The sequence below is a fragment of the Micromonospora sp. NPDC005707 genome, assembly GCF_040631005.1.
Classification (GTDB): Bacteria; Actinomycetota; Actinomycetes; order Mycobacteriales; family Micromonosporaceae; genus Micromonospora.
The window spans coordinates 92,503-118,565 of the sequence record NZ_JBEXYR010000015.1; the positions used below are offsets into that span (position 1 = coordinate 92,503).

At 74.1% G+C, this 26,063-nt stretch carries 23 protein-coding genes; 14 read left to right on the forward strand and 9 right to left on the reverse strand.

The features are described from left to right. Nucleotides 1-141 precede the first annotated feature (141 nt). On the forward strand, nucleotides 142-612 hold the full coding sequence (locus tag ABZ452_RS25990; RefSeq protein ID WP_357947952.1) for a cytidine deaminase: 471 nt from the start codon (nucleotides 142-144) through the stop codon (nucleotides 610-612). A gap of 87 nt (nucleotides 613-699) precedes the next feature. Next, nucleotides 700-1,530: a phytanoyl-CoA dioxygenase family protein gene (locus tag ABZ452_RS25995; protein ID WP_357947955.1), complete on the forward strand. Its 831-nt coding sequence runs from the start codon at nucleotides 700-702 to the stop codon at nucleotides 1,528-1,530. A 10-nt stretch (nucleotides 1,531-1,540) separates the two neighbouring features. Here the strand turns inward: ABZ452_RS25995 and ABZ452_RS26000 are convergent, their stop codons facing one another. Both ABZ452_RS26000 and ABZ452_RS26005 read right to left on the reverse strand, forming a co-directional pair. Beyond that, complete coding sequence (locus ABZ452_RS26000) at nucleotides 1,541-1,900, reverse strand: YciI family protein (RefSeq protein ID WP_357947958.1); 360 nt, start codon at nucleotides 1,898-1,900, stop codon at nucleotides 1,541-1,543. Nucleotides 1,901-1,904: 4 nt separating this feature from the next. After that, nucleotides 1,905-2,837: a MerR family transcriptional regulator gene (locus tag ABZ452_RS26005; RefSeq protein ID WP_357947960.1), complete on the reverse strand. Its 933-nt coding sequence runs from the start codon at nucleotides 2,835-2,837 to the stop codon at nucleotides 1,905-1,907. A gap of 125 nt (nucleotides 2,838-2,962) precedes the next feature. Between ABZ452_RS26005 and ABZ452_RS26010 the strand changes: the two genes are divergently transcribed. Genes ABZ452_RS26010 through ABZ452_RS26025 form a run of 4 tightly spaced genes read left to right on the forward strand, consistent with a single transcriptional unit; the run spans nucleotide 2,963 to nucleotide 6,927 of the window. Then, on the forward strand, nucleotides 2,963-4,009 hold the full coding sequence (locus ABZ452_RS26010) for an iron ABC transporter permease (protein ID WP_357947962.1): 1,047 nt from the start codon (nucleotides 2,963-2,965) through the stop codon (nucleotides 4,007-4,009). A 41-nt stretch (nucleotides 4,010-4,050) separates the two neighbouring features. Continuing rightward, a complete protein-coding gene (locus ABZ452_RS26015; protein WP_357947965.1) occupies nucleotides 4,051-5,103 on the forward strand; it encodes an iron ABC transporter permease in 1,053 nt (350 codons plus the stop codon). A 5-nt stretch (nucleotides 5,104-5,108) separates the two neighbouring features. After that, nucleotides 5,109-5,942 carry an ABC transporter ATP-binding protein gene (locus ABZ452_RS26020; RefSeq protein ID WP_357948163.1) on the forward strand — a complete coding sequence of 278 codons (834 nt, stop codon included), beginning with the start codon at nucleotides 5,109-5,111 and terminating at the stop codon, nucleotides 5,940-5,942. Between the two features lie 40 nt (nucleotides 5,943-5,982). Beyond that, entirely contained in the window at nucleotides 5,983-6,927 is a 945-nt protein-coding gene (locus ABZ452_RS26025; protein WP_357947967.1) for an iron-siderophore ABC transporter substrate-binding protein, read from the forward strand. 53 nt (nucleotides 6,928-6,980) lie between these two features. Here ABZ452_RS26025 and ABZ452_RS26030 read toward each other — a convergent pair whose 3' ends face one another. Continuing rightward, complete coding sequence (locus ABZ452_RS26030; protein ID WP_357947970.1) at nucleotides 6,981-7,538, reverse strand: GNAT family N-acetyltransferase; 558 nt, start codon at nucleotides 7,536-7,538, stop codon at nucleotides 6,981-6,983. Then, entirely contained in the window at nucleotides 7,535-9,589 is a 2,055-nt protein-coding gene (locus ABZ452_RS26035) for a penicillin acylase family protein (protein ID WP_357947973.1), read from the reverse strand. Before ABZ452_RS26035 ends, ABZ452_RS26030 begins: the two co-directional genes overlap by 4 nt. A gap of 99 nt (nucleotides 9,590-9,688) precedes the next feature. On the opposite strand from ABZ452_RS26035, the gene ABZ452_RS26040 reads away from it, so the two are divergent. The 7 genes from ABZ452_RS26040 to ABZ452_RS26070 all read left to right on the forward strand — a co-directional run bounded on the left by ABZ452_RS26040 (nucleotide 9,689) and on the right by ABZ452_RS26070 (nucleotide 18,485). Then, nucleotides 9,689-10,399 carry a siderophore-interacting protein gene (locus ABZ452_RS26040; protein WP_357947976.1) on the forward strand — a complete coding sequence of 237 codons (711 nt, stop codon included), beginning with the start codon at nucleotides 9,689-9,691 and terminating at the stop codon, nucleotides 10,397-10,399. Further along, complete coding sequence (locus ABZ452_RS26045; protein ID WP_357947979.1) at nucleotides 10,396-11,649, forward strand: MFS transporter; 1,254 nt, start codon at nucleotides 10,396-10,398, stop codon at nucleotides 11,647-11,649. Before ABZ452_RS26040 ends, ABZ452_RS26045 begins: the two co-directional genes overlap by 4 nt. Nucleotides 11,650-11,741: 92 nt before the next feature. Beyond that, nucleotides 11,742-13,277, forward strand: coding sequence for an aspartate aminotransferase family protein (locus tag ABZ452_RS26050; protein ID WP_357947982.1), 1,536 nt, complete (start codon nucleotides 11,742-11,744; stop codon nucleotides 13,275-13,277). 23 nt (nucleotides 13,278-13,300) lie between these two features. Continuing rightward, nucleotides 13,301-14,593: a lysine N(6)-hydroxylase/L-ornithine N(5)-oxygenase family protein gene (locus ABZ452_RS26055; RefSeq protein WP_357947985.1), complete on the forward strand. Its 1,293-nt coding sequence runs from the start codon at nucleotides 13,301-13,303 to the stop codon at nucleotides 14,591-14,593. 56 nt (nucleotides 14,594-14,649) lie between these two features. Then, nucleotides 14,650-15,207 (forward strand): GNAT family N-acetyltransferase, encoded by a 558-nt coding sequence (locus ABZ452_RS26060; RefSeq protein WP_357947988.1) that lies wholly within the window; start codon nucleotides 14,650-14,652, stop codon nucleotides 15,205-15,207. A gap of 12 nt (nucleotides 15,208-15,219) precedes the next feature. Beyond that, nucleotides 15,220-16,998: an IucA/IucC family siderophore biosynthesis protein gene (locus ABZ452_RS26065; protein ID WP_357947991.1), complete on the forward strand. Its 1,779-nt coding sequence runs from the start codon at nucleotides 15,220-15,222 to the stop codon at nucleotides 16,996-16,998. After that, nucleotides 16,995-18,485 carry an MFS transporter gene (locus ABZ452_RS26070; protein WP_357947994.1) on the forward strand — a complete coding sequence of 497 codons (1,491 nt, stop codon included), beginning with the start codon at nucleotides 16,995-16,997 and terminating at the stop codon, nucleotides 18,483-18,485. Before ABZ452_RS26065 ends, ABZ452_RS26070 begins: the two co-directional genes overlap by 4 nt. Before the next feature lie 24 nt (nucleotides 18,486-18,509). Here ABZ452_RS26070 and ABZ452_RS26075 read toward each other — a convergent pair whose 3' ends face one another. The 3 genes from ABZ452_RS26075 to ABZ452_RS26085 form a co-directional block, all read right to left on the reverse strand. Further along, nucleotides 18,510-19,769: an Nramp family divalent metal transporter gene (locus tag ABZ452_RS26075; RefSeq protein WP_357947997.1), complete on the reverse strand. Its 1,260-nt coding sequence runs from the start codon at nucleotides 19,767-19,769 to the stop codon at nucleotides 18,510-18,512. A gap of 26 nt (nucleotides 19,770-19,795) precedes the next feature. Beyond that, entirely contained in the window at nucleotides 19,796-19,990 is a 195-nt protein-coding gene (locus tag ABZ452_RS26080) for a hypothetical protein (RefSeq protein WP_357948000.1), read from the reverse strand. 263 nt (nucleotides 19,991-20,253) lie between these two features. Continuing rightward, entirely contained in the window at nucleotides 20,254-20,901 is a 648-nt protein-coding gene (locus ABZ452_RS26085; protein ID WP_357948002.1) for a hypothetical protein, read from the reverse strand. 159 nt (nucleotides 20,902-21,060) lie between these two features. Here ABZ452_RS26085 and ABZ452_RS26090 point away from each other — a divergent pair, with 159 nt between their 5' ends. After that, nucleotides 21,061-22,689 (forward strand): peptidase, encoded by a 1,629-nt coding sequence (locus ABZ452_RS26090; RefSeq protein WP_357948005.1) that lies wholly within the window; start codon nucleotides 21,061-21,063, stop codon nucleotides 22,687-22,689. A gap of 59 nt (nucleotides 22,690-22,748) precedes the next feature. Here the strand turns inward: ABZ452_RS26090 and ABZ452_RS26095 are convergent, their stop codons facing one another. Together ABZ452_RS26095 and trmB are read right to left on the reverse strand one after the other, a co-directional pair. After that, nucleotides 22,749-25,253 carry a DUF3516 domain-containing protein gene (locus ABZ452_RS26095; RefSeq protein ID WP_357948007.1) on the reverse strand — a complete coding sequence of 835 codons (2,505 nt, stop codon included), beginning with the start codon at nucleotides 25,251-25,253 and terminating at the stop codon, nucleotides 22,749-22,751. A 47-nt stretch (nucleotides 25,254-25,300) separates the two neighbouring features. Then, nucleotides 25,301-26,005: a tRNA (guanosine(46)-N7)-methyltransferase TrmB gene (gene trmB / locus ABZ452_RS26100; RefSeq protein WP_357948010.1), complete on the reverse strand. Its 705-nt coding sequence runs from the start codon at nucleotides 26,003-26,005 to the stop codon at nucleotides 25,301-25,303. Between the last annotated feature and the right edge of the window lie 58 nt (nucleotides 26,006-26,063).

The window sequence follows — 26,063 nt, forward strand, 5'->3', positions numbered from 1 at the left end:
GTCGCCAAGGATAGGCAGGCGTCCGGCCGAGCGCCCCCGGGTTACCGGCGGTCGCGGCCGCCCGCGTGCCATCCCGGGTGGGGGTGGGTGGCCGGGCTAGAGTTTCCGCCGAGGCGAGGTCGACGACGGGACGGGATGATCATGCGCGACACCGACCGGGCGCTGGTGCAGGCCGCGATGGCCGTCGCCAAGCTGCGCTGCCGCAGCGACAACCACACGGTCGCCGCCGCGGCGCGGACCACGGACGGCCGGGTCTTCAGCGGCGTGAACGTCTACCACTTCACCGGCGGCCCGTGCGCCGAGGTGGTGGCCATCGGGGCCGCCGCCACGCAGGGCGCGGGCGAGCTGGAGACCATCGTCGCGGTGGGGGACCGGGGCCGGGGCGTCATCCCGCCGTGCGGCCGGTGCCGGCAGGTGCTCCTCGACTACTTCCCGTCGATCCGGGTGATCGTCGGCCCGCCGGACGCGCTGCGGGCGGTCCCGGTGACCGACCTGCTGCCCGAGACGTACGTCTGGTCGGACCACCAGGTGGAGGTGCCGGTCGGGCCGCCGCGCACCGGGGTGTGGCCGATGCCGGTGGTGCCGGGCAGCCGCCAGGCCGCCGAGGACTGAACCCCCTCCCGCGAGCGTCGTCGTCCGGTCTTGCGGCGCTTCTACAACGTTGTAATACTCGGGTCGTCCCCGCGACGAGGAGGCCCGATGACATCCCAGCTGATCGAGGACGAGACCCCCGTCGAGGCCCTCGGTGACCTCTACCGCGACGGCATCACCGCCTGCCGTGGCGCCTTCGGGGTGGACTGGGTCGAGCGGGTCGGCGAGGACGTCGACGCCGCGTTCCGGGAGGCCCGGTCCCGGCCCGACGGCGCGGTCGGCCGCGGCCCCGAGCGCTGGTACGTCGAGATCCACCCGGAGCAGCTGCGCGGCTTCGTCGACCTGGTCACCCACCCGTGGGTGGTGTCGGTGTGCCGGGCGGTGCTCGGCCCCGACTACGAGATCGTCGAGCTGGGGTTCGACATCCCGTTCCCCGGCGCGGTGACCCAGCCGTGGCACCGGGACTTCCCGATGCCCGAGGAGACCCGGCTGCGGCGCCGGCTCACCTCGCTGGCGTTCAACCTGACCACCGTGGACACCGTCGAGGAGATGGGGCCGTTCGAGATCGCCCCGGGCACCCAGTGGGACGACGGCCGCGACTTCGACCACGAGATGTTCCCGTCGAAGGACCGGTACCCCCGCTACGAGGCCCGCGCGGTCCGCAAGTACCCGAAGCGCGGCGACATCTCGGCGCGCTCCGCGCTCACCATCCACCGGGGCACCCCGAATGTCAGCGACGTGGCCCGGCCCGTGCTGGTGCTCGGCGTCGACGCGCCGGGCGCGGGCAACGCCGCCCACCACGACCTGGCCGTCACCCGGGACTACTGGGCGGGCCTGCCGGAGCTGGTCCGGGCGCACCTGCGCTGTCCCGTGGTCGACGCTCTTGAGCCCATCCGCCAGAAGCACACCATCGAGGGGCTGGTGATGGGCGCGGAGTAGGGCGCCAGGGTCAGTCGCCCGCGGCGGCCTCCAGCATCGAGCGGGGCACCGGCACCTGCTCGAAGCGGACGTTGCCCTCCGGGACCATCCAGCTCAGCACCTGCGCCTCCAGCCGCCCCGCGCGGACGGCGGGGTCGTTGGCGTAGAGCTCGCGGGCCATCTGCGGGTCGACCGACAGCACGACGAAGCCGCGGATCCGCTCGTCGTCACCACCGAGGAACGGGCCGGCCGCGAGCACGGCGCCCTGCTCCACCAGCCCGGCCTGGTGGGCCAGGTGCGCGTCCTGGAGCCGGTCGAGCGCGTCCTGGGGCAGGTCGGGCGCGTCGTCCGGCCGGACCAGGAGCACCACGGTGTGCTGGTCGAATCGCATGCCCTCAGGGTAGGGGCTGCCGGGCCCGCAGCGCCCGGATCGACCAGTCGAGCACCGGGGCCAGGCTCTCCACCGGCGGCCAGCCGTTGACCACCGAGAGCAGGCGCAGGTACCGCTCCCGGCGCGGGTCGCCGGCGGCCTCCAACCGGTCCAGCAGCCGTCGGCGCAGGTCGGCGTCGTCCGGGCGGCCGCACAGCAGTGCGTACCGGCTCGTCACCGCCGCGACGACCTCGTCGGCCGGCGGTGCGGCCGGGTCGACGCCGGCGGCCAGCGCCGGGGCGACCTCCTCCCGGACCACGGCGACCGCGTCGCGGCGGACACCCGGCGCGCCGGCCCGGTCGGCCGCGTGCTGCTCCGCCAGCCGCCGCAGGCCCGACCGGAAGTCCGGGTCCAGGGTCAGCTCGGCCAGCTCCACCCACGCCTCGACCTGCTCGTCGGCGGGATCGTCGGGCAGTTCGGGGGTGAGCGAGCGGCGGATTCCCGCGAACCCCGGGTCGGTCAGGCCCGCGAACGCGGCGTCGAGGAACTCGTCGACCAGCCGCCGCCGCTCCGCCTCGGCGAGCCCGGCCAGCCGGTGCAGCAGATCCGCCTGGGCGGCGGTGGCCCCGCGCCGGGCGACCACGGTCAGCACCGCGCGGCGCAGCCGCAGCACCCGGATCTGGGTGGCCAGGGCCTCGGCGTGCGCCGCGGCGACCTCGGCCAGCCCGACCTCCCGCTCCACCACCCGGCGCACCGTCGGCAGGTCGACGCCCAGCTCCCGCAGCGTCCGGACCAGCTCCAGGCGGGCCAGGGACTCCTCCCCGTAGCGGCGGTGACCGGTCGGGCCACGGCCGGTCGGCGGCAGGATCCCGCGGTCGGACCAGAAGCGGATCGTCTTCACCGGCAACCCGGTCCGCCGGGCCAGGTCGCCGATCGAGTAGTGGGTCGCACCGTCCATGCCGCCCACCCTGCCGCCTCCCCTCGGTGGAGGCGCAACCCGCAGCATCGACGAGAGCGAGTTAGGCGTGCCTAACCAGCTCGGTTAAGGTAAGGCGTACCTAATCCGAGAGGCGAGCACCCCTTGTGACCACCGTCGCCGTCCGGCCCGCCCGGGCCGACGCCCCCACCCGCCGCGGCACCCCCCGCCGCCTCGCGGTCACCGTGGCGGCGGCCCTCCTGCTCGTCGTCGCGCTGCTGGCCAGCCTGGCGCTCGGCAGCCGCCACCTCCCCGTCGACCAGGTGTGGCACGCCCTGGTCGCCCCGGACGGCGGCGACGCCACCACCGTGGTCCGCGAGCTGCGGCTGCCGCGCACCGCCCTCGGGCTGGTCGTCGGGGTCGCCCTCGCCCTGGCCGGGGTGCTCTTCCAGGCCGTCACCCGCAACCCGCTCGCCGAACCGCGCATCCTCGGGGTCAGCGCCGGCGCGTCCTTCGGGGTGGTGCTGGCCATCGCCGTCTTCGGCGTGAGCACGCTCACCGGGTACGTCTGGTTCGGCATCGCCGGCGCGCTGCTCGCCGGGCTGCTGGTCTTCGCCGTCGCCAACCGCACCCGCGAGGGCGCGAGCCCGGTCACCCTCGCGCTGGTCGGCGCGGCGCTCGACGCCGGTCTCGGCGCCGTCGTGTACGCGCTGCTCAGCATCGACGCCCGCACCTTCGAGGAGTACCGGTTCTGGGTGGTCGGCGGCCTCACCGGGCGGGACGTCGGCGTCGCCGGTCAGGTACTCCCGTTCGTCCTCGCCGGCACGGTCCTCGCGGCGCTGGCCGCCCGCGGCCTGGACGCGCTGGCCCTCGGCGACGACGTCGCCCGCGGCCTCGGCCACCGGATCGCCCTGGTCCGCCTCGCGGCCGGGTTCGGCGGGGTGCTGCTCACCGGCGCCGCGGTGGCCGCCGCCGGGCCGATCGCCTTCGTCGGGCTGGCCGTGCCGCACCTGGCCCGGGCCCTGGTGGGCGCCGACCACCGGTGGACCCTGCTGGTCGCCGCGCTGCTCGGGCCGGCCCTGGTGCTCGGGGCGGACGTGGTCGGTCGGCTGGTCGCCCCGCCCGGCGAGGTCCCGGCCGGCATCATCACCGCGCTGGTCGGCGCACCGCTGCTCGCCTTCCTGGTCCGCCGCGCCAAGGTCGTGACGGCATGAGCGCGGGGAGTGCGCCGGGTCTGCGTGCCCCGCGGTCGCGAATGAAGATCGGCGCCCCGAACACCGCCCTGGCGGGGCGGTCGCTGCTGCGGGTCGGTCCGCTGACCGTTCCGGTGCGCCGCCGGCCGGTGCTGGTCGCGGTCACGCTCGTCCTCCTGCTCGCCGCCGCCGTGGTGCTCAGCCTCTCGCTCGGCACCCCGTACGTCGCCCCGGCCGACGTGCTGCGCGCGCTCTCCGGCGCCGGCACCCCGTACGACCTCGTGGTGCTCGACCTGCGGCTGCCCCGCGCGGTGCTCGCGGCGCTGGCCGGGGCGGCGTTCGGGGTGGCCGGCACCCTGATCCAGAGCGTGGCCCGCAACCCCCTGGCCAGCCCCGACGTCATCGGGGTGACGCAGGGCGCCGGCCTGGCCGCCACGGTGGCCCTGACCAGCGGCGCCGCGGCGGTCCTGGTGGCGCCGGCCGCGCTGGTCGGTAGCCTGGTGGCGGCCGTCCTGGTCTTCGCCCTCGGTGCGCGGCACGGCCTGGCCGCGCAGCGTTTCGTGCTGGCCGGCGTGGCGGTGGCGTTCGCGCTCCGGGCGCTGACCGAGGTGGTCATGCTCTCCGCCGACCCGATCGACGGGCTGCGCGCCCAGCTCTGGCTGATCGGCACCCTGGCCGGCAAGGGCTGGACCGAGGCGGCCTGGATCGCCGGCACGCTCGCCGCGCTGCTGCCCGTCCTGCTCTGGGCCGGCTGGGCGCTGCGCAGCACGGCGCTGGACGACGACACGGCCCGGGGGATCGGGCTGCGTCCGGTGGCCCGCCGGGTCGGCCTGGCCGCCACCGGTGTGCTGGCCGCCGCCACCGTCACCGCCCAGGTCGGCGCGGTGGACTTCGTGGCGCTGGTCGCCCCGCAGGTGGCCCGGCGGCTGGTGCGGGCGGAGCGGCCGCCGCTGCTCTGCTCCGCCCTGCTCGGCGCGCTCCTGCTGGTGCTCGCCGACCTGGCCGGCCGCCGGCTGTTCGCCCCCACCCAGCTCCCGGCCGGCGTGCTCACCGCGGCGATCGGCGGCCCCTATCTGATCTTCCTGCTGCTGCGGAACCGAGGGAGGCGGTCGTGACCGCGATGCTGTCCACCCGCGACCTGGTCGCCGGCTACGAGACCCGGACCGTCCTCGACGGGCTGGACCTCGACCTGCCCGCCGACGCGTTCACGGTGATCGTCGGGCCGAACGCCTGCGGCAAGTCCACCCTGCTGCGCACCATGGCCCGCCTGCTCACCCCGCGCCGCGGCGCGGTGCTGCTCGACGGCACGGAGATCCGCGACCTGCCCACCCGCGAGGTGGCCCGGCGGCTCGGCGTGCTGCCGCAGAGCCCGCTGGTGCCCGAGGGGATCACCGTCGCCGACCTGGTCGGCCGGGGCCGCCAGCCCTACCAGCGCTGGTGGCGGCAGTGGTCCGCCGAGGACGGCCGGGCCGTCGAGGAGGCCATGGCCATGGCCGACGTGGCCGAGCTGGCCGACCGGCCGGTGGACACCCTCTCCGGCGGCCAGCGGCAGCGGGTCTGGATCGCCATGACGCTGGCCCAGGACACCGAGGCGCTGCTGCTGGACGAGCCGACCACCTTCCTCGACCTGGCCCACCAGGTGGAGGTGCTGGACCTGCTGCACCGGCTGCGCGCCGAGCGGGGCCGGACCGTGGTCGCCGTGCTGCACGACCTCAACCAGGCCGCCCGCTACGCCGACCACCTGGTCGCCATGCGGGCCGGCGCGGTGGTCGCCGCCGGCCCGCCGCGCGAGATCCTCACCGCCGACCTGGTCCGCGACGTCTTCGGGCTCGACTGCGTGGTCGTGCCCTGCCCGGTCACCGGCGCCCCGCTCGTGGTGCCCGCCCTCACCCACACCTCGGCCGCTCCGGCCGCCACGCCGGCCCCGGCCGGCGCCTCCGTCGGCGACGCGTGACCGCGCGCCGGCCCGTACCTGTCAGGAAAGGACCTTTTTGATGCGTCGTCTCGCCGTCGCTCTCACCGCGGCCCTCGCCCTCGGCGTGGGCCTCACCGCCTGCGGGGAGAGCGATCCCGTCTCCGGCACCAGCGCCGGGGAGACCCGGGAGATCACCCACGCCATGGGCACCACCAAGGTGCCCGCCGAGCCGAAGCGCGTCGTGGTGCTCGACACCGACAAGATCGACACCGCGCTCTCGCTGGGCGTCACCCCGGTCGGCGCGGCCACCGCCGGCGAGGCGAAGAGCTGGCCCACCTACTTCGGCGCGGACAAGCTCGCCGGCATCAAGGAGGTCGGGGTGCTCACCGAGCCCGACCTGGAGGCGATCAACGCGCTCAAGCCGGACCTGATCCTCGGCAGCAAGTTCCGCCAGGAGAAGTTCTACGACGAGCTGTCCGCCATCGCCCCGACCGTGTTCACGGAGAAGGTGGGCATCAGCTGGAAGGAGAACTTCCTCCTCGACGGCAAGGCCCTCGGTAAGGAGCAGCAGGCCAAGGACCAGCTGGCCACGTACGAGAAGCGGGCCAAGGACTTCGGCGCGAAGCTCGGCGACGCCTCGTCGCGGAAAATCTCCATCGTGCGCTTCATCCCGGGCAACATCCGGGTCTACGGCCCGGACTCGTTCTCCGGCATCGTGGTCGGCGACACCGGCCTGGGCCGCCCCGCGCGGCAGCTGCTGGAGGGCAAGGAGGACAAGCGCTTCGACCTGGTCAGCCCCGAGCGGGTCAACGAGGTCGACGGCGACGTCGTCTTCGTGACCGCGTACGGCGAGAAGGCCGCCGCCGAGCAGGCGAAGGTCACGGCCGGCAGCCTGTGGCAGGGCCTGTCCGCGGTGAAGGCGGGCAAGGCGCACGTCGTCTCCGACGAGGTCTGGATGACCGGCATCGGCGTCGGCGCCGCCAACAAGATCCTGGACGACCTGGAGAAGTACCTGGCCGCCTGAGCCACCGACCGTCCGCGCCCGCCCGGCCCCGTGCCGGGCGGGCGCTGCCGTCGTCAGGCGGGGAGCGGGTGGTCGGCCTCGAACCGGTCCCGGGTGAGGAAGGCGAGCTGCGCCCGCTTGTCCGGCATGTCGATCTCGGCGTCGAAGGTGAAGCCCTCCCGCTCCAGCCGGCGCAGCGCGCGCTCGTTGCGCACGTCCGGCTCCACGACGATGCGCTGCCGCGTCGGGTCGGTGAAGAGGAAGCGGGCCAGGGCCGGCCCGACCGCCGAGGTGAGGCCGGGGAGCTGCCGGCCGGGCGCGAGCAGCAGGTGCATCCCGATGTCGCCGGCGCGGACCGGGTAGCGCTCGCCGACCGGGTCGGCCTCGGGCTGGTAGGTCTGGAACAGGCCGACCGCCGCACCGTCCAGGGTGATCAGGTACGCGTGGTGGGTGGCCAGCCCGTCGAGGAACGCGTAGACCTCCCGCACCTCCGCCTCGGTGTGCTCGCCCATGCCCCAGAACCGGGCCCACGGCTGGGTCACCCAGCCGTGCAGCAGCGCCGCGTCCGCCGCCGGGTCGACCGGGACGAGCCGCAGCTCGCCGAGGCCGGGCAGCTTTTCCTGGTACGTCATGACGGGTCTCCTTCTCGCGTGCGGTCCGCGCCGGGCACCGGGATCAGCTCGCCGGCCGCCCAGCGCGGCAGTTGGTCGTCGAAGTGCGGGTCGCCCGCCCGGCCGGAGGCGCCGAACGGCACCACCCAGCGGCTGCGCGAGCGGTCGGTGAGGTCCCAGACGTAGCGGGCCACCGGGCCGCGCCAGCAGGCGTCGGAGACCCCGGGGACGCTGGAGGTGGCGAGCACGCAGTCGGTGTCGCCGCCGAGGGACACCCGGTCGCGCATCGCCGCCACCGCGACGTCGACCTCGGAGGCCGCGCCGAGGTGCACGGGGTGCAGGCGGTGCCGCGCCCCCCACGCCGGGGCCGGGCCGGCCGCCGCCACCTCGGCCAGCGCCGCCGCGGCGACCGCGCCGACGTCCACGCCGAGCCGGTCCGCCCCGGCGACCAGCCCGTCGAGGGCGTGCCCGAGCCGGGCGAGGGGGTCGGTCCACGGCGCGAACAGCTCGTCGTACCGGGCCGCCGTGCGCAGCGGGCGCAGCCGGGGATGGTCGTGCAGCCGGCGGACCAGGGCGTTCCGCCAGGCCGCCCAGGCGCCGGCGTCGGTGCTGTCGGCGGCCATCCGGCCGTCCCAGGCGCGCAGCCGTTCGCGCAGCGTCCGCGCGGCCGGGTCGAGGCTCCCCGGGTCGAGCCGGTCGAGCACCGCACCCAGCGGGCCGGCCGCCAGCCGGGTGTCGATGTGCACGGCGTCGGACGCAACGTCGGCGGCGAGCAGGTCCCGGATCCGGGCGGCGCGATGCGGGGGCGCGAAGTCGATCCCGAGGTCGGCCACGTCGTCGCGGCGGTCGTTGGCGCAGACCGCCACCCCGGCCACCTCGACCGGCTTGGCCTCGGCGTACCGGCCGGACCATCGGTAGCGCGGCTCCCAGCCGGGCACCGGCACCCACCGGCAGCGGTCGTCGCGCAGCGGCACCAGCCCGGCGACGAGTTGCCGCACGCCGCCGTGCCGGTCGGCCACCAGCACGCTGTTGACCGGCTCGACCCAGCCGCGCAGGGCCTCGGTGACGTCGTCCACGGTCCGCGACCGCAGCAGCGGCAGCAGCGCGTCGAAGCCGAGGTCCGCCTCGACCCGGGCGGGAATCCGCAGGCTGAGCGCGTCGCCGGTGTGCCGGTCGTGGTCGACCACCGGGCCGCGCGGGGTCTCGATCACCTCGACCGGCTCGGGGGCGGCGCCGCGGACCCGGATGCGCTCGATGTGGTGGCGGGCCGGCAGCCAGCCGTCGGCGTCCCGGACCAGCACCCGCCCGCCCTCGCGGCGCACCTGCTCGCGGTAGACGTCCTGGTAGTCGGCCATCGCGTTGGTGACCGCCCAGGCCACCTCGCCGGCGTGGCCGAAGTGCGGCAGCCCCGGCACGCCGGGGAAGGCGAACCCGAGCACGTCGAACTCGGGGCAGGCCAGCCGGACCTGCTGATAGATCCCGGGCAGCTCCAGCACCCGGTGCGGGTCGCCGGCCAGCACCGGCCCCCGCCCGGCGGCCGGGTCGCCGGGCACCACCCAGGCGTTGCTGCCCGACCCGCCCGGTCCCTCGACCGCGAACAGGTTCGTCGCCGCCGGGCCGAGGGTGGCCTCCACGTGGGCCCGCCAGAGCTTGTTGGGGAAAGTCCCGAAGAGGATGTGCTGGACCAGGAAGACGCCGAGCGGGGACCAGGGACGCCACCGGCCGGGCGCGCAGCCGGTCGCCGCGAACTCGGGGGCGCCGGCCGCGCCCTCGGCGAGCCCGGCGTTCACCCCGTCCACGTACGCGGTGACCCAGCGGCGGGTGGCGGGGGAGAGCCGCCGGAAGCAGCGGGCGGCGGTGTCGGCGAGACGGGCCCGCCGGGCGAACCGGTCCCAGCCCAGCTCGGCGGGGCCGAGGTGTTCGGCCAGCCGCCCCTCGGCACGCCAGCGCTCGACCTCGATCTGCCAGGCCCGGTCGAGCGCGGCGGCGCGGCCCTGGAGACGGGCCAGCTCGTCGACGTCGTCCCCCCACAGCAGCGGCACACCCCAGGCGTCGCGTCGGATGCCGCTCACCGGCCGGCCGTCGCGGACACGTCACCGGCCGGCCACATCATGAACATCAACTTAGGTTACCCTCCCCTAACTTAGCCAGACCTTACTGGAGGGGTCACCTTGAAGCGGAACTGGGAAGCGTTGGTGCTGCGGGCCATGGGCGGGCGGAACTTCCGGCTCACCGTGCTCGGCACCGAGCCGGTCGGCGACCGGTACCGGCGGCTGCTGATGAACGGCGGCGACCTGCTGGACGCCTGCGGCGTGCACCCCACCATGTGGATCCGGCTCTGGTTCGACAACGACGGCAAGCCGCACCAGCGGGCGTACACCCTTGTCGACCCCGACCCGGCCACCGGCCGGTTCCACCTGGAGTTCGCCCTGCACGACGGGTGCGCCGCCCGCTGGGCCGAGACCGCGGCCGCCGGCGACACCATCGACGCCACCGTGCAGGGCAGCGCCTTCGCCCTGCCCGAGCCGGCCCCGCGCCACCTCTACCTGGTCGGCGACGCCGCCTCGCTGCCGGCGGTGAACAGCCTGCTCGACGCCGCCGCCGACGTGCCGGCCACGGTCTGGCTGGAGTACGCCCACGAGGGGGAGCGGGCGCTTGAGCCGCGCGCCCGGGACCACCACGAGGTCACCTGGATCCCGCGCGGCGGGGACGGCGAGGGCCTCGTGAAAACCGTCCGGGACGCGCTGCCGGCCGCCGACGACGCGCACTACTGGGTGGCCGCCGAGGCGGCCAGCACCCGGGACATCACCCGGCACCTGCGCCGCACCCTCGGCGTGGCGAAGCACCAGGTGACGTCGCTCGGCTACTGGAGCGCCCGGTGACCGGCCGCCTCGGCACGCTCACCACGCTCTACGTCACCCAGTACCTCGGGGTGGGCTTCATCACCGTCGGGCTGACCGCGATCCTGCGCGACGGCGGCACCTCCCTGGAGACCCTCGCGCTGCTCCAGATCGTCGGTCTCGTGTGGCCGGTCAAGTTCCTCTGGGCCCCGATCCTCGACCGGTACGGCTCGCGCCACCGCGGCCACTACCGCTCCTGGCTGCTGGTGCTCCAGACCGGGCTGGTGCTGGCGCTGGCCGCGCTGCTGCCCTTCGACCGCCCCGCCGACCGGCTCGGCCCGGTGGTCGCGGTCAGCCTCGCGTACGTGCTGCTCTCCGCGACCCAGGACATCGCCGTGGACGCCGTGGCTGTGCGGCTGCTCACGGCCCGCTCCCGGGGCACCGGCAACGGCATCCAGGTCGCCGCCAGCTACCTGGGCAACCTGCTCGGCGGCGGCGCCTGCGTGGTGGTCTACGACCGGTACGGCTGGCGGCCGGCGATCCTGCTGCTGGCCGCGCTGACCGCGGTCGGCCTGCTGGTGGTCTGGCGGTTCCGCGAGCCGCCCCGCACCGACCGGGCGCTCTCCACGGCGCACGCCTACCGTGCGCTGCTGTCCGTGTTCGCCCAGCCGGGCTGCCGGTGGTGGACCTTCGGCGTCGTGCCGCTGCTCTACGTCGGGGCCGGAGCGGCGTACGCGCTGGTCACCCCCGCCCTGGTGGACGCCGGCTGGACGCTTCAGCGGATCGGCGTGGTCACCGGAGTGGTGACCAGCGTGCCCGCGATCGCGGCCGGCCTGCTGGCCGGGCTCGGCATCGGCCGGTACGGCCGCACCCGGGTGCTCGTGGTGGCCGGCGCCTCCCTCACCGTGTCCACGCTGCTGTTGCTGCCGCTGCTCAGTGGCCGCGCGCCCCTGGCCGGGACGGTCGTCGCGCTCTGCCTGTTCCTGGCCGCGTACACGGTGGCCAACGTGGTGCTCTACACGGTCAACATGGACTACTCCCGGCCGGACACCGGCGGCACCGACTTCACGGTGCTCTCCTCGTTCGGGCTGGTCTGTTCCTTCGTGGCCGCCTCGGCCGGCCTCACGGCGGCGGGTCGGTTCGGCTACCCGGCGGTCGCCGTCGGCTGCGTCGTGCTGGTCGGCCTCGCCGTCGCTGCCGGCGCGGCCCACCAGCGACGCTTCCCCGGCGGACCGACCGCCACGAACGGTGCCGGCGTGGCGGCACCCGACCTCTTGACCCTCGCGAGTTAGGTTAGGGTAACCTAACTTTCGATCAACTTCGGACCGTCCGTGCCCGTCGCGCCGTCGCCGTCGTGTCCGCTTCCGACCATTGAGGACTGTTCATGAGCCTGCCCGGAGCAACCGTTCCGGCCCCCTCGGCCGGCGCCGGCCCGGCCGCCGCCCGGGACCACCTGTTCACCGCCCGCTCGCTGGACCGCTACCGCAACGTGCTGGCCCAGGGGATCGAGCGGGTGGCCCACCGGGTGGCGACCGCCGACCGGCCGTTCACCGGGATCGGCCCGGACGACCTCGCCCCGCGCGTCGCGGCCGTCGACCTCGACCGGCCGCTCGGCGACACCGGCGCGGCCCTCGACGAACTGCACGACGTCTACCTGCGTGACGCCGTCTACTTCCACCACCCCCGCTACCTGGCCCACCTCAACTGCCCGGTGGTGATCCCGGCGCTGCTCGGCGAGGCCGTGCTCAGCGCGGTCAACTCCTCGCTGGACACCTGGGACCAGAGCGCCGGCGGCACGCTCATCGAGCGCCGGCTGATCGACTGGACGGCCGAGCGGATCGGGCTCGGGCCCGCCGCCGACGGGGTGTTCACCAGCGGCGGCACGCACTCCAACCTCCAGGCGCTGCTGCTCGCCCGGGAGGAGGCCCGGGTGCGCGCCGGCCTGCGGCCCGGACCCGAGGCGCTGTCCCGGCTGCGGGTGCTGACGTCCGCCGCCGGCCACTTCAGCGTGCAGAAGGCGGCCCGGCTGCTCGGCCTCGGCCCGGACGCGGTGCGCACCGTCGACACCGACGCCCAGCGGCGGATGCGCCCCGAGGCGCTGGCCCGGGAGATCGCCCGCTGCCGGGCGGACGGGCTGCTGGTCATGGCGGTCGTCGCCACCGCCGGCACCACCGACTTCGGCAGCATCGATCCGCTGCCGCAGGTCGCCGACATCTGCGCGGCGGCCGGCGTCTGGCTGCACGTCGACGCCGCGTACGGCTGCGGGCTGCTGGTCTCGCCGACCCGCCGGCACCTGCTCGACGGCATCGAGCGGGCCGACTCGGTGACCGTCGACTACCACAAGTCCTTCTTCCAGCCGGTCAGCTCCAGCGCCGTGCTGGTGCGCGACGGCCGGACGCTGCGGCACGCCACCTGGCACGCCGACTACCTCAACCCGGCGCGCGCCGTCGAGCAGCGCATCCCCAACCAGGTCGACAAGAGCCTCCAGACCACCCGCCGATTCGACGCGCTCAAGCTCTGGCTCACCCTGCGGATCATGGGGGCCGACGCGGTCGGCGCGCTCTTCGACGAGGTGGTGGACCGGGCCGGCGAGGCCTGGCGCCTGCTCGACGCCGACCCCCGCTTCGAGGTGGTGACCCGGCCGGCGCTGAGCACCCTGGTGTTCCGCTGGCGCCCCGCCGGCCTGGCCGCCGACCTCGTGGACGACGCCAACCTGTACGCCCGCGAGGCGCTCGCCGCCTCCGGGGCGGCGCTCGTCGCGGGCACCCGGGTCGACGGCGCCCACCACCTCAAGTTCACCCTGCTGAACCCGGAGACCACCGGGGAGGACGTCGCCGCGGTGCTCGACCTGATCGCCGAACACGCCGGCTGGTATGCCCGCACCCGCACCGCCGACGAGCTGTCCTGCCCGGTCGGCTGACCGGCCCCGTCCTGGAGAACCCCATGTCGACCCACGACTTCATCGCCATCGGGCTGGGCCCGTACAACCTCGGCCTGGCCTGCCTGACCGCCCCGATCGCCGACCTCGACGGCCTCTTCCTGGAGGCCCGCGACGACGTGGACTGGCATCCCGGCATGCTGCTGGAGAGCGCCCACCTGCAGACCCCGTTCCTCGCCGACCTGGTCACGCTCGCCGACCCGACCTCGCCGTACTCCTTCCTCAGCTATCTCAAGGAGACCGGCCGGCTCTACCCGTTCTACATCCGGGAGAACTTCTTCCCGCTGCGCGGCGAGTTCGACGCGTACTGCCGGTGGGCCGCCGCGAAGCTGCCCAGCGTCCGGTTCGGACACGAGGTCACCGCCGTCGAGTACGACCCGACGGACGACCGGTACGTGGTGCGCGCCCGGGTCGACGGCCGCGAGGTCACCCACCGGGCGCGCCGGCTGGTCCTCGGCACCGGCACCCCGCCGCACGTGCCGCCGGCGTGCGCGGGGCTGGGCGGCGACGTGATCCACAACTCGCGGTACCGGGAGCACCGGGCGGCGCTGCGCGGCAAGCGGAGCATCACCGTGATCGGCAGCGGGCAGAGCGCCGCCGAGATCTACCACGACCTCCTCGCCGACATCGACACCCACGGCTACCAGCTCAACTGGGTCACCCGCTCGCCGCGCTTCTTCCCGCTCGAATACACCAAGCTCACCCTGGAGATGACCTCCCCGGACTATGTGGACTACTTCCACGCCCTGCCCGAGCCGACCCGCTACCGCCTGGAGGCGGAGCAGAAGGGGCTGTTCAAGGGCATCGACGCCGAGCTGATCAACGGGATCTTCGACCTGCTCTACGTGAAGAGCGTCGGCGGCCCGGTGCCCACCCGGCTGCTCACCAACACCGAGCTGACCGACGCGGCCCACGACCCGGAGCGCGGTACGTACACGCTGGGGCTGCACCACGTCGAGCAGGGCCGCGACTTCACCCTGGAGACCGAGGGGCTGGTGCTCGCCACCGGCTACCGGTACCGGGTGCCCGCCTTCCTCGACCCGATCCGCGACCGGATCCGCTGGGACGGCCACGGCCGCTTCGACGTGGCCCGCAACTACAGCGTCGACCACACCGGACGGGGCGTCTTCCTCCAGAACGCCGGCACCCACACGCACAGCGTCACCTCGCCCGACCTGGGCATGGGCCCCTACCGCAACTCCTGGATCATCCGGGAGCTGACCGGCCGCGAGCACTACCCGATCGAGAAGAGCATCGCCTTCCAGGAGTTCGGCGCGCCGGCCGGGATGCCCTCGTGAGCGCGAGGAGTGAGCCGGTTCTGCGAGCCCCGCAGTCGCGAACGGAAGATGGCCCCGTGACCGTGGCCACGTACCGCCGGCACGACCCGCGCCTCGGCGAGTTCAGCCTCCGCCCGCTCGACCCGGACGGCGACGCCGCGCTGCTGCACGGCTGGGTCACCCACCCGAAGGCGGTGTTCTGGATGATGCAGGACGCCGACGTCGCCCGGGTGGCCGAGGAGTACCGGCGCATCGCGGCGAACCCGCACCACGACGCGTACCTCGGGTGCTGGCAGGGCCGGCCCGCGTTCCTCGCCGAGCGCTACGACCCCGCCGAGGTCGAACTGGTCGGTCTGTACGACCCGGTCGAGGGCGACGTCGGGATGCACTTCCTCTGCGCGCCCGCCGAGGCGCCGGTGCACGGCTTCACCCTCGCCGTGATCACCACGGTGCTGGACTGGCTCTTCGCCGACCCGGCCACCCGGCGGGTGGTGGTCGAGCCCGACGTGCGCAACACCGCCGTGCACGCGTTGAACGCGGCCGTCGGCTTCACCGTCGTCGGCCCGATCGCCAAGCCCGAGAAGACCGCCCTGCTCAGCGTCTGCACCCGAGAGCAGTTCGCCGCCACCCGTTGAGAGGTACCCCGCGTGACCACCCCCTCCGCCGCCGTCGACCACCTCACCCCTGAGCTGTGGGCCGCCGCCAACCGCCAGCTGGTCCGCAAGGCCCTGGCCGAGTTCGCCCACGAACGGCTCATCACCCCCGAGCCCCTGGGTTCCGGCCACTACCGGGTACGCGGCGACGACGGCACCGCCGAGTACCGCTTCGCCGCCCGGCAGCTGAGCCTGCACCACTGGTGGATCGACCCGGCCGGCCTGACCCGGCACGTCGACGGGCGGGAGGTCCCGCTCGACGCGGTCGACCTCTGCCTGGAGCTGCGTGGCGCGCTCGGCCTCACCGACGGCGTCCTGCCCGTCTACCTCGAGGAGATCACCTCCACCCTGGCCGGGCTCGCCTACAAACTCGCCCGGCCCGAGCTGGCGGTGGCCGAGCTGGTCCGGGCGGACTTCCAGCAGATCGAGACGGCGATGACCGAGGGCCACCCGTGCTTCGTGGCCAACAGCGGCCGGATCGGCTGGGGCGTGCACGACCACCACCGGTACGCCCCGGAGGCCGGCCAGCCGGTCCGCCTGCTCTGGCTCGCCGCCCACCGCGACCACACCACCTTCACCTGCGCCGCCGACCTGGACTACGACACCCACGTCCGGGCCGAACTCGGCGAGGAGAGCCTGGCCGGCTTCGCGCGCACCCTCACCGGCCTCGGCCTCGACCCGGCCGACTACCTGCTGCTGCCCGTGCACCCCTGGCAGTGGTGGAACAAGCTGGCCGTCACGTTCGCCGGTGAGGTGGCCCGCCGCCACCTGGTGCCGCTGGGCGAGGGGCCGGACGAGCACCTGGCCCAGCAGTCGGTGCGCACCTTCTTCAACGTCACCGACCCGAACCGGCACTACGTGAAGACCGCGCTGTCGGTGCTCAACATGGGCTTCATGCGCGGGCTGTCCGCCGCGTACATGGAGCACACCCCGGCCATCAACGACTGGCTGGCCGACCTGATCGCCGCCGACCCGGTGTTCGCGCGTACCGGGCTGTCGATCATCCGGGAGCGGGCCGCGATCGGCTACCGGCACCGGCAGTTCGAGGCGGCCACCGACCGGTACTCGCCGTACCGGAAGATGCTCGCCGCGCTGTGGCGGGAGAGCCCGGTGCCCGGGCTGGAGCCCGGCCGGCGGCTGGCCACCATGGCGTCGCTGCTGCACGTCGACCGGGCCGGGCGCTCGTTCGCCGGTGCGCTGATCGCCGGCTCCGGGCTGGCCCCGGCGGACTGGCTGCGCCGCTACCTGGACGCCTACCTCGTGCCGGTGCTGCACGCGCTCCACGCGTACGACCTGGCGTTCATGCCGCACGGCGAGAACGTCATCCTGGTGCTGGGCGACGACGTGGTGGAGCGGGTGATCTTCAAGGACATCGCCGAGGAGATCGTGGTGATGGACCCGGCGGCGGACCTGCCCGAGTCGGTGAGCCGGATCCGCGCCGCCGTGCCCGAGGACGAGAAGGTGCTCTGCGTCTTCACCGACGTGTTCGACTCGTTCCTGCGCCACCTCAACGCGATCCTCGCCACCGAGGGGATCCTGGACGAGGAGACCTTCTGGCGGACCGTGGCCGAGTGCGTCACGGCCTACACGGAGTCGGTGCCGCAACTGGCCGATCGGCACGACCTGTTCGTCCCGGAGTTCGCGCTGTCCTGCCTGAACCGGCTGCAGCTGCGCAACAACCAGCAGATGGTCGACCTGGCGGACCCGTCGGCGGCGCTCCAGTTCGTCGGGACGCTGGCCAATCCCCTCGCCCCGTACGCCCCGCGGCCGTGAGCGCCCTCGCGGCGCCGGCCGCCCCGGTCGGGCCGGTGGTCCTCCGCCACCGCTGGTGGATCCTGGCCGTGCTCTGCCTCGCCCAGGTCACCGTGGTGCTGGACAACACCGTGCTCACCGTGGCGGTGCCGGTGCTCACCACCGAGCTGGGCGCCAGCACCAGCGACATCCAGTGGATCATCAACGCGTACGCCCTGGTCCTGTCCGGCCTGCTGATCAGCGCCGGCAGCGCGGCCGACCGCTACGGCCGGCAGCGGATGCTGCTGGCCGGGCTCGTGCTGTTCGGGGCCGGCTCGCTGACCGCCGGGCTGGCCACCACCACCGGCCAGCTCATCGCGGCCCGGGCCGGGATGGGCGTCGGCGGCGCGCTGCTGGTCACCGCCACCCTCGCCGTGGCCGTGCAGGTCTTCGAAGGGCCGGCGCGCCAGCGGGCCATCGGGGTCTGGGCGGCGACCAGCGCGCTGGGCTTCGCCGTCGGGCCGCCGGTCGGCGGGACGATCCTCGCCCACCTGCCCTGGCAGGCCATCTTCCTGGTCAACGTGCCGGTGGTGCTGGTCTGCCTGGTGGCCGTCCGGCTGCTGGTGCCCGAATCCCGCAAGGCGGTCACCGGTCGCCTCGACGTGCTCGGCGTGCTGCTCTCCACGGCCGGGCTCACCGGCGTGGTCTGGGCGATCACCGCCGGGCCGGAGCAGGGCTGGGCCGCCCCGGCGGTGCTCGCCGCGGCCGTCGCCGGCGCCGTGCTGCTCGGCCTCTTCGTGGCCTGGGAACACCGGGTCGCCGAGCCGATGCTGGACATGGGGCTGTTCCGCGACCCCCGGTTCACCGGCGCGGTCTCCGGGGTCGTGCTGATCACCTTCGGCGCGACCGGTGCGCTGTTCCTGCTCACCCAGCACCTGCAGTTCGTCCGCGGCTACCCGGCCTGGGAGGCGGGGCTGCGGATGGCGCCGTTCGCGCTCTCCATCGTGGTGCTCAACCTCACCGGGATCGCCGCCGCGCTGATCCGCCGGATGGGGCGGCCGGCCGCGGTCGCCGTCGGGATGGCGCTGCTCGCCGTCGGGCTGCTGGCCGTCACGTACGCCCCCGGTGACGGCTACCCGGCGCTGCTCGGCGGCCTGCTGTTGATGGGCGCCGGCTGCGCGCTGGCCAACCCGGCGATCGTCGAGGCGGTGCTGAGCGCGCTGCCGCCGGAGCGGGCCGGCGCTGGGGCAGGTGTGGACGGCACCATGACCGAGGTGGGCGGCAGCCTGGGCGTGGCCGTGCTCGGCGCCGTCCTGAACGCGCGGTTCGCCGCGCTGCTGCCCGCCGCGCTGGCCGGGGCCGGTTCGTTCCCGGCCGCGCTGGCCGCCGCCGCCACCGACGGCGAGCGCGCCGTGGTCCGCGACGCGTTCCGGGTGGCGCTGGAGACGGGCCAGACCGCGGGGGCGGCGGCCGTGCTGGCCGGTGGCCTGGTCACCGCGTACCTGCTGCACCGCGCGCGGCACCGGTGACGGCGCCGCGCGCGGGCCGGCCGGTCAGGCGACCAGCTGCCAGAGCAGGAACAGGTTGAGCGCCACCACGAGGGCGGTGATCACCGACGCGACGGCGGTCGTGGCCGGGCGGTTGACGAGGGTGCCCATCAGGTCCCGGCGGCGGGTGAAGACCACCACCGGGATCAGCGCGAACGGGATGCCGAAGCTCAGCACCACCTGCGACAGCACGAGGGCCCGGGTGGGGTCGACGCCGACGGCGAGCACCAGCAGCGCGGGCAACAGGGTGACCAGCCGGCGCACGGCGAGGGGGACGCGGCGGCGCAGGAAGCCCTGCATGATGACCTCACCGGCGTAGGTCCCGACGCTGGTCGAGGCCAGCCCGGACAGCAGCAGCGCCACCGCGAAGCCGAGCGCCGCCACCGCGCCGAGGCTGCCGGCCAGGCCGGCGTGGACGCCCTCCAGGGTGTCGGTGCCGGGGATCCCGCTGCCGTGGAAGGTGGCCGCCGCGACGAGCAGCATGGCGAGGTTCACCGCGCCGGCGGCGCTCAGGGCGAGCAGCACGTCGGTGCGCAGGCCCTTCGCCACGATCCGCCGCTCGGCCTCGTCGGCCGCGGGAATGCGGTTCGGGGTCAGCGCCGAGTGCACGTAGATCACGTGCGGCATCACCGTCGCGCCGAGGATGCCGGCGGCCAGCAGCATGCTGTCGGTGCCCTGCGCCCGGGGCAGCAGCCCGCCGGCCGCGGCGGACACGTCGGGCTGCGCGGTGAGCAGGTTCACCGCGAAGGCCAGGACGATCACCCCGAGCAGGACCGCGATGGCGATCTCGAAGGCCCGGAAGCCACGCGCGCGCAACGCGAGGACGGCGAACGCGGCCGCGCCGATGATGAGGCCGCCGGGCAGCAGCGGGACCCCGAAGAGCAGGTAGAGGGCGACCGCGCCGCCGATGACCTCGGCCAGGTCGGTGGCCATGGCCACCAGTTCGGCCTGGACCCACATGACCCGGTTGACCGGCCGCGGCAGGTGCTCGCGGCACAGCTCGGGCAGGCTGCGGCCGGTCGCCAGGCCGAGCTTCGCGGTGAGCGTCTGCACCAGCATGGCGGCCAGGTTCGCCGCCACGACCACCCAGACCAGCAGGTAGCCGTAGCGCGCGCCGGCGGTGGAGTTGGTGGCGAAGTTGCCCGGGTCGACATAGGCGACCGCGGCCACGAAGGCCGGCCCGAGCAGGATGAGGCGACCGCGCACCCGGCCCCGGGCACGGGCGGTCTGCAGCGGTGACGCGATGGTGATGTCGTTCGTGACCACGGTGTGCTCCTGGCAGGGCGGACGGATCAGGCGGGTTCGCGCTCGGGTGCCGGCCGGCGGGCCGGCCGCGGCGCGGGTTCCCGATCCAGCGCGTCGGCGACCGGGATGAGCGCGGTGACGGCGGCGAGCGCGAGGACCGCCGGCGCGGGGGTACCGACGCCCGCCGCGGCGAGCGTGAGCAGGGCGAAGACGGTCAGCTTGGTCCGGTTGGCTCTGGACATGGCGGCTCCCGGCCGCCTGCGGGAGGGACCCGGGGGCGTCGGGTCGACGGGCCGACCCGCGGCGGGGCGCACGGCCGGGCGTCCAGGGCCGGCGTCGGCGCGGGGCACTCTCATGAACCAAGCTTCCCGACAACCGCTCACATACGCCCTCTATCTTCCCGAAAGAGGGGAAACAGGATGGCGGGCCGGTGCCTGCCGATCCGGGGGGAGACACGGACGAGCGGCCGCCCGGGGAGGGGCGGCCGCTCGTCGTGGTGGGCCGGTCAGGCCGCGGTGGACCAGATGGCGCGGAAGGCGGCGGCCTCACCCGCCAGCCACTGCTCGACCTGCTCCGGCTTGACGTCGGCCGGCATCCGGTGGGACTCGCCGCGCCGGACGTCGACCAGCACCGGCTCGGCGTGCGGCAGGACCGCGTCCATGTGCCGGGCCATCAGGTGCAGCGTGGCCAGGGCGGTCTCCTCACTCGGCGGGGCCTCGTCGAAGTGCAGCCGGATCGCCTCGGCGCGGCCGTCGGCGTAGCGCACGCCGAACTGCGGGTTGATCTTCACGGGCAGGTCGCCCAGCATGGCCAGCGCGTCGCGGGTCTGGGCCAGGTCGACGCCGGCCGGCTCGCCGAGCGAGTGCAGCCAGGTGGTCGCCCCGGGCGCCAGCGCCTCGTAGAGCGGGCGCCAGCGCGGCTTGACCAGGTCTGCCACCTGGGCCAGGTGGGTGCCGCCGGTGTGGAAGGCGACATCGGCCTTGAGCGCCTTGACGAACTGGCCGTGCGGGTTGAACCCGTGCCGGCTCGCCCGCTGCTTGCGCAGGCCGCCCACGAAGGTGGCCTTGGTGGGCCCGGTGCGGTCCACGTAGCGGGTGAAACCGAGGAGGGTGGCGTAGGGGGTGACAGGGGCGGTGGAGGTGGGCGCGGTCACGAGCATCCTCCCAGGTCAAGCAGCTCGATTAGTACATACATTCTAATCGACGGGTCTGACATCGCCCAGGGTCTGGAGCGGTCTCTTCGCACGGGACATCGCGGTTGCTGATCATCAATTAGAGTGCGGGCTTCCATCGTTCTCTTTCGGAGCACACACATGACATCCCTCACGGCCCGTTGGTCCCGCCTCGCCGTCGGCGCGGCGGTGCTGGCGACGACCGCGTTGTTCGGCCTCTCCGCCCCGGCGCACGCCGCGGACGCGCTGCCCGACCTCTTCGTCTCGTTCGACCGCGAACCCGTCGCGGAGATCGACAACAGCGGCACCACGATCGGCATGTACGTCTACAACTACGGTGAGGCCGACGCGAGCGCGGTCACCGTCACCCTCGACCTCAGCAAGCTCTCCGACGCGGTCACGGCCTCCGTGTCCGACTGGGACGACACCTGCAAGCTCGCCAACGCCAAGGTCACCTGCACGGTCGGCCGTCTTGAGGCCGGGCAGGTCACGACCATCTACCCGGTGTCACTGGCGAGCCGCACGGGCGCCACGCCCGGCGACGCGGGCTCGGTCAGCGTGACCATCGCCGGCGCCGAGGACGACGCCAACCCCGGCGACAACACGACCAGCTTCCCGGTGACCGTGGTCCCGTCGGGTCCCGACCTGGTGGCCGCCGCCGACAACCTGAACGACAAGGCGCACCCGGTCGGCGCGGGCGACCGCGTCCCGCTCTACAGCGGTGTCCTGAACGAGGGCGACAGCCCGGCGACGGACTTCACGGTCCGGGTCGACCTGCCCACCGGCGCCACCTTCGTCGAGCGGTACAGCGACTGCACCTACGTCGACTACTACCCGAAGGACATCGGCGCCCCCTACGTGTACGGGCCGAGCCAGGTCACCTGCACGGTGCCGCTGACGCTGAAGCCCGGCGAGGGGCTGCTGCTGTTCGACGACGAGACCGGCACGTCGCTGTTCAACATCACGTTCGGCCGCAACCTGCCCGGTCCGGACGAGAACTACGCCGCCTTCAGCACGGCCCTGGCCGGGGAGGCGCAGGCGGCGAAGAAGGTCGCGACCGCCAAGGGCACCGGCCCGTCGTTCGCCTCCGCAGCCGAGAAGCTGCACGCCAAGGCCGTGCGCGCGGGCCTCGCCCGGCAGTCCGTCGTGGAGCGTGAGCTCGACGAGTCGGACAACTACGCCGACGTCCAGTTCTGGACCAAGAAGAACACGCTCGACGTCGCCGTCACCGTCCCGCCGGTGAAGGGCGCCGTCGGCCAGACGGTCGACCTCGCCTACGAGGTCGTCAACAACGGCCCGTCCGACGGCGGCGGCCCCGGGGTCGTCATCACCGCGCCGAGCGGCACGGTGCTGCTGCCCGCCGAGTGGTGCTACACCGACGGCACGCCGGGCAGGCAGCTGCCGGAGTCGGCGAAGCTGCGCTGCAACTTCGAGAGCGAGTTCCCGAGCGTCGCCTCCGGCTGGGGCCGGATCAAGGCCACCGTCAAGCTGAAGATCAAGTCGACGCCGGGCAAGGACGGCACGATCGTGGTCGACGGCGCGACGTCCTCCACCGAGTCGAAGCCGGAGAACAACACGGCCCGCATCGTCATCACCGGCGCCGAGGGCGGCTCCGGTGACGGCAACGGCGGCTCCGGTGGCGGGCTGCCGGTCACCGGCGCCCCGGCCGCCGCGCTCGCCGGCGGCGGCGCCGCCGTGCTCGCGCTCGGCGCCGTGCTGTTCGTCATGTTCCGCCGTCGCCGCGTGGCCTTCCAGACCCCGCGCGACTGATTCACCGACGCCACAGGGGTGGGCCGGTCTCCCGGCTCACCCCTGCGGCGTCCGCGGGGTCAGAGCTGTCCGACGTCCGTGATCCGGACGACCGCGGCGCCCGCCTCGTCGGAGGCGGCGAGGTCGATCTCGGCGCTGATGCCCCAGTCGTGGTCGCCCTCCGGGTCGTCCAGGATCTGGCGTACGGTCCACCGCTCCCGGCCCTGCTCGATCATCAGCAGCGCCGGCCCGCGCGCGTCCGGTCCCACCCCGATCGAGTCGTACGCCTCGAAGTACGGCTCCAGCGCGTCCGCCCACGCGTCGGCGTGCCAGCCGTGCTCGGCGTCCAGCTCCCCGAGCAGGTCCCAGCGGCGCAGTGCGGCCAGCTCGACCCGGCGGAACAGCGCGTTGCGCACCAGCACCCGGAACGCGCGGGCGTTGCGCGTGACCGCCGGCGGCCGGTCGTCCAGCGATGCGGCGACCTCGGCGACGTCGGACGGGTTGCGCAGCCGCTCCCACTCGTCGATGAGGCTGGAGTCGACCTGGCGGACCAGCTCGCCCAGCCACTCGATGAGGTCGACCAGCTCCTCGGTCTTGGCGTCCTCGGGGACGGTCTGCCGCAGCGTCTTGTACGCGTCGGCGAGGTAGCGCAGCACCAGGCCCTCGGAGCGGGACAGGCCGTAGAACTGGACGTACTCGGTGAACGTCATGGCCCGCTCGTACATGTCGCGGACCACGGACTTGGGGGAGAGCTCGTGGTCGGCGACCCAGGGGTGGCCCCGCCGGTACATCTCGTACGCCGACTCCAGCAGCTCGGCGAGGGGCTTCGGCCAGGTCACCTCGTCGAGGAGTTCCAGGCGGGCCTCGTACTCGATGCCCTCGGCCTTCATGGCGGCGACCGCCTCGCCGCGCGCCTTGAACTGCTGCGCGGAGAGCACCTGGCGCGGGTTGTCCAGGATCGATTCGATCACGCTGAGCACGTCGAGCGCGTACGACGGTGACTCCCGGTCGAGCAGCTCGACGGCGGCCAGTGCGAGCGGGGAGAGCGGCTGGTTGAGCGCGAAATCGAGCTGGAGGTCGACGGTGAGCCGCACCCGGCGGCCCTGCTCGTCCGGCTTGGGCAGCTCCTCGACCACGCCGCCGGCCCGCAGCGCCCGGTAGATGGCGATGGCCCGGCGGATGTGCCGGCGCTGGGCGGCCGGGTCCTCGTGGTTGTCGGTGAGCAGGTGCCGCATCGAGGCGAACGCGTCACCGGGCCGGCCGATGACGTTGAGCAGCATCGAGTGGCTGACCTGGAAGCTGGAGGTCAGCGGCTCCGGCTCGGCCTCGACCAGGCGCTGGAAGGTCGGCTCGCCCCAGCCGATGGAGCCCTCCGGCGGCTTCTTCTTCACCACCTTGCGGCGCTTCTTCGGGTCGTCGCCCACCTTGGCGAGAGCCTTCTCGTTCTCGATGACGTGCTCGGGGGCCTGCACCACGACCCGGCCGAGGGTGTCGAAGCCGGCCCGCCCGGCCCGGCCGGCGATCTGGTGGAACTCGCGGGCCTTGAGCAGGCGGGTCCGGACGCCGTCGTACTTCGACAGGCCGGTGAAGAGCACGGTGCGGATCGGCACGTTGATGCCGACGCCGAGGGTGTCGGTGCCGCAGATGACCTTGAGTAGCCCGGCCTGGGCCAGGGTCTCCACGAGGCGGCGGTACTTGGGCAGCATGCCGGCGTGGTGCACGCCGATGCCGTGCCGGACCAGCCGGGACAGCGTCTTTCCGAAGCCCGAGGTGAACCGGAAGTTGCCGATCGCGTTCGCGATCATGTCCTTCTCGGCCCGGGTGCAGACGTTCACGCTCATCAGCGCCTGGGCGCGCTCCAGCGCGGCGGCCTGGGTGAAGTGCACGACGTAGACCGGGGCCTGCTTGGTCGCCAGCAGCTCCTCCAGGGTCTCGTGCAGCGGCGTCATCGCGTACGAGAAGAGGAGCGGGACCGGCCGCTCGGCCGAGCGGACGACGGCGGTCGGCCGCCCGGTGCGCCGGGTCAGGTCGTCCACGAAGCGGGTGGTGTCGCCGAGCGTCGCCGACATGAGGACGAACTGCGCCTGCGGCAGCTCGATGATCGGCACCTGCCACGCCCAGCCCCGGTCCGGCTCGGCGTAGAAGTGGAACTCGTCCATGATCACCTGGCCGACGTCGGCGCGGGCGCCCTCGCGCAGCGCCAGGTTGGCCAGGATCTCCGCCGTGCAGCAGATGATCGGGGCGTCGGCGTTGACGCTGGCGTCGCCGGTGAGCATGCCGACGTTCTCCGCGCCGAAGACCTCGCAGAGGGCGAAGAACTTCTCCGAGACCAGGGCCTTGATCGGCGCGGTGTAGAAGCTGGTCCGGTCGTCGGCCAGCGCGGCGAAGTGCGCGGCGATCGCCACCAGGCTCTTGCCCGAGCCGGTCGGCGTATTCATGATCACGTTCGCGCCGGAGACGATCTCGATGACCGCCTCCTCCTGGTGGGGGTAGAGGTCGAGACCGCGCTCGGACGCCCAGCCGGCGAACGCGTCGTAGAGGGTGTCGGGGTCGGCGCTCTTCGGCAGCGCGGCGGTGAGAGTCATGGCGGCTCCCATCGTGCCTGGATCATGGGCCCCCGCGCCAACCGGGTTCAGCGCCGCCGGTGGACCAGGTCGAAAATCTCCCGCCCGGCGGTCAGCGCCCGGCGCTCGAACTTGGTCACCGGCCGGTGTGCCGGGCGGGGCGCCCAGCCGCCGTGCACGTCGACCAGCTCCGGGTCGGCGGTCAGCGTCTCCCGCATCGAGTCGGCGTACTCGGCCCAGTCGGTCGCGCAGTGCAGCGTCCCGCCGGGGACCAGCCGGGACCGCAGCAGCGCCACGTGCTCCGGCTGGATGATCCGCCGCTTGTGGTGGCGGGCCTTGGGCCACGGGTCGGGGAAGAAGATGTGCACCGCGTCCAGGCAGCCCTCCGGCATGGCCCGGACCAGGTCCAGCGCGTCGCCCTTGGCCACCCGCACGTTGTCCAGGCCGTGCCGTTCCACCAGGTCGAGCAGGTTGGCGATTCCGGGCGTGTGCACCTCAACCGCCAGATAGTGTCGGTCCGGGTCGGCGGCCGCCATCACCGCGGTGGCGTCGCCCATGCCGGAACCGATCTCCAGCACCAGCGGCGCCCGCCGTCCGAACAGCGCCGTCGGATCGCACGGCCCGTCCAGGTCGTCGATCTCCAGGCCGTACGCGGGCCAGAGCCGGGCGAGCGCGTCGCGCTGCCGGTCGCTCATCCGCCCGCGACGCGGGTGGAAGGTGCGGATACGGGCGGCGTGGGCCGGCGGCGCGGCGCTGAAGTCGGTGGAGGTCACAGCGACCCGAGCGTACGCGACCGCCGCAGTGGATCGGATGTGATGGGCGGCCAGGGGT

Coding starts and splice junctions, on each gene's coding strand:
- ABZ452_RS26080 (WP_357948000.1), bottom strand. CDS start 19,990: ATGTCCAGAGCCAACCGGACCAAGCTGACCGTCTTCGCCCTGCTCACG.
- ABZ452_RS26005 (WP_357947960.1), bottom strand. CDS start 2,837: ATGGACGGTGCGACCCACTACTCGATCGGCGACCTGGCCCGGCGGACC.
- ABZ452_RS26095 (WP_357948007.1), bottom strand. CDS start 25,253: ATGACTCTCACCGCCGCGCTGCCGAAGAGCGCCGACCCCGACACCCTC.
- ABZ452_RS26090 (WP_357948005.1), top strand. CDS start 21,061: ATGACATCCCTCACGGCCCGTTGGTCCCGCCTCGCCGTCGGCGCGGCG.
- ABZ452_RS25990 (WP_357947952.1), top strand. CDS start 142: ATGCGCGACACCGACCGGGCGCTGGTGCAGGCCGCGATGGCCGTCGCC.
- ABZ452_RS26055 (WP_357947985.1), top strand. CDS start 13,301: ATGTCGACCCACGACTTCATCGCCATCGGGCTGGGCCCGTACAACCTC.
- ABZ452_RS26050 (WP_357947982.1), top strand. CDS start 11,742: ATGAGCCTGCCCGGAGCAACCGTTCCGGCCCCCTCGGCCGGCGCCGGC.
- ABZ452_RS26015 (WP_357947965.1), top strand. CDS start 4,051: ATGAAGATCGGCGCCCCGAACACCGCCCTGGCGGGGCGGTCGCTGCTG.
- ABZ452_RS26025 (WP_357947967.1), top strand. CDS start 5,983: ATGCGTCGTCTCGCCGTCGCTCTCACCGCGGCCCTCGCCCTCGGCGTG.
- ABZ452_RS25995 (WP_357947955.1), top strand. CDS start 700: ATGACATCCCAGCTGATCGAGGACGAGACCCCCGTCGAGGCCCTCGGT.
- ABZ452_RS26000 (WP_357947958.1), bottom strand. CDS start 1,900: ATGCGATTCGACCAGCACACCGTGGTGCTCCTGGTCCGGCCGGACGAC.
- ABZ452_RS26020 (WP_357948163.1), top strand. CDS start 5,109: ATGCTGTCCACCCGCGACCTGGTCGCCGGCTACGAGACCCGGACCGTC.
- ABZ452_RS26030 (WP_357947970.1), bottom strand. CDS start 7,538: ATGACGTACCAGGAAAAGCTGCCCGGCCTCGGCGAGCTGCGGCTCGTC.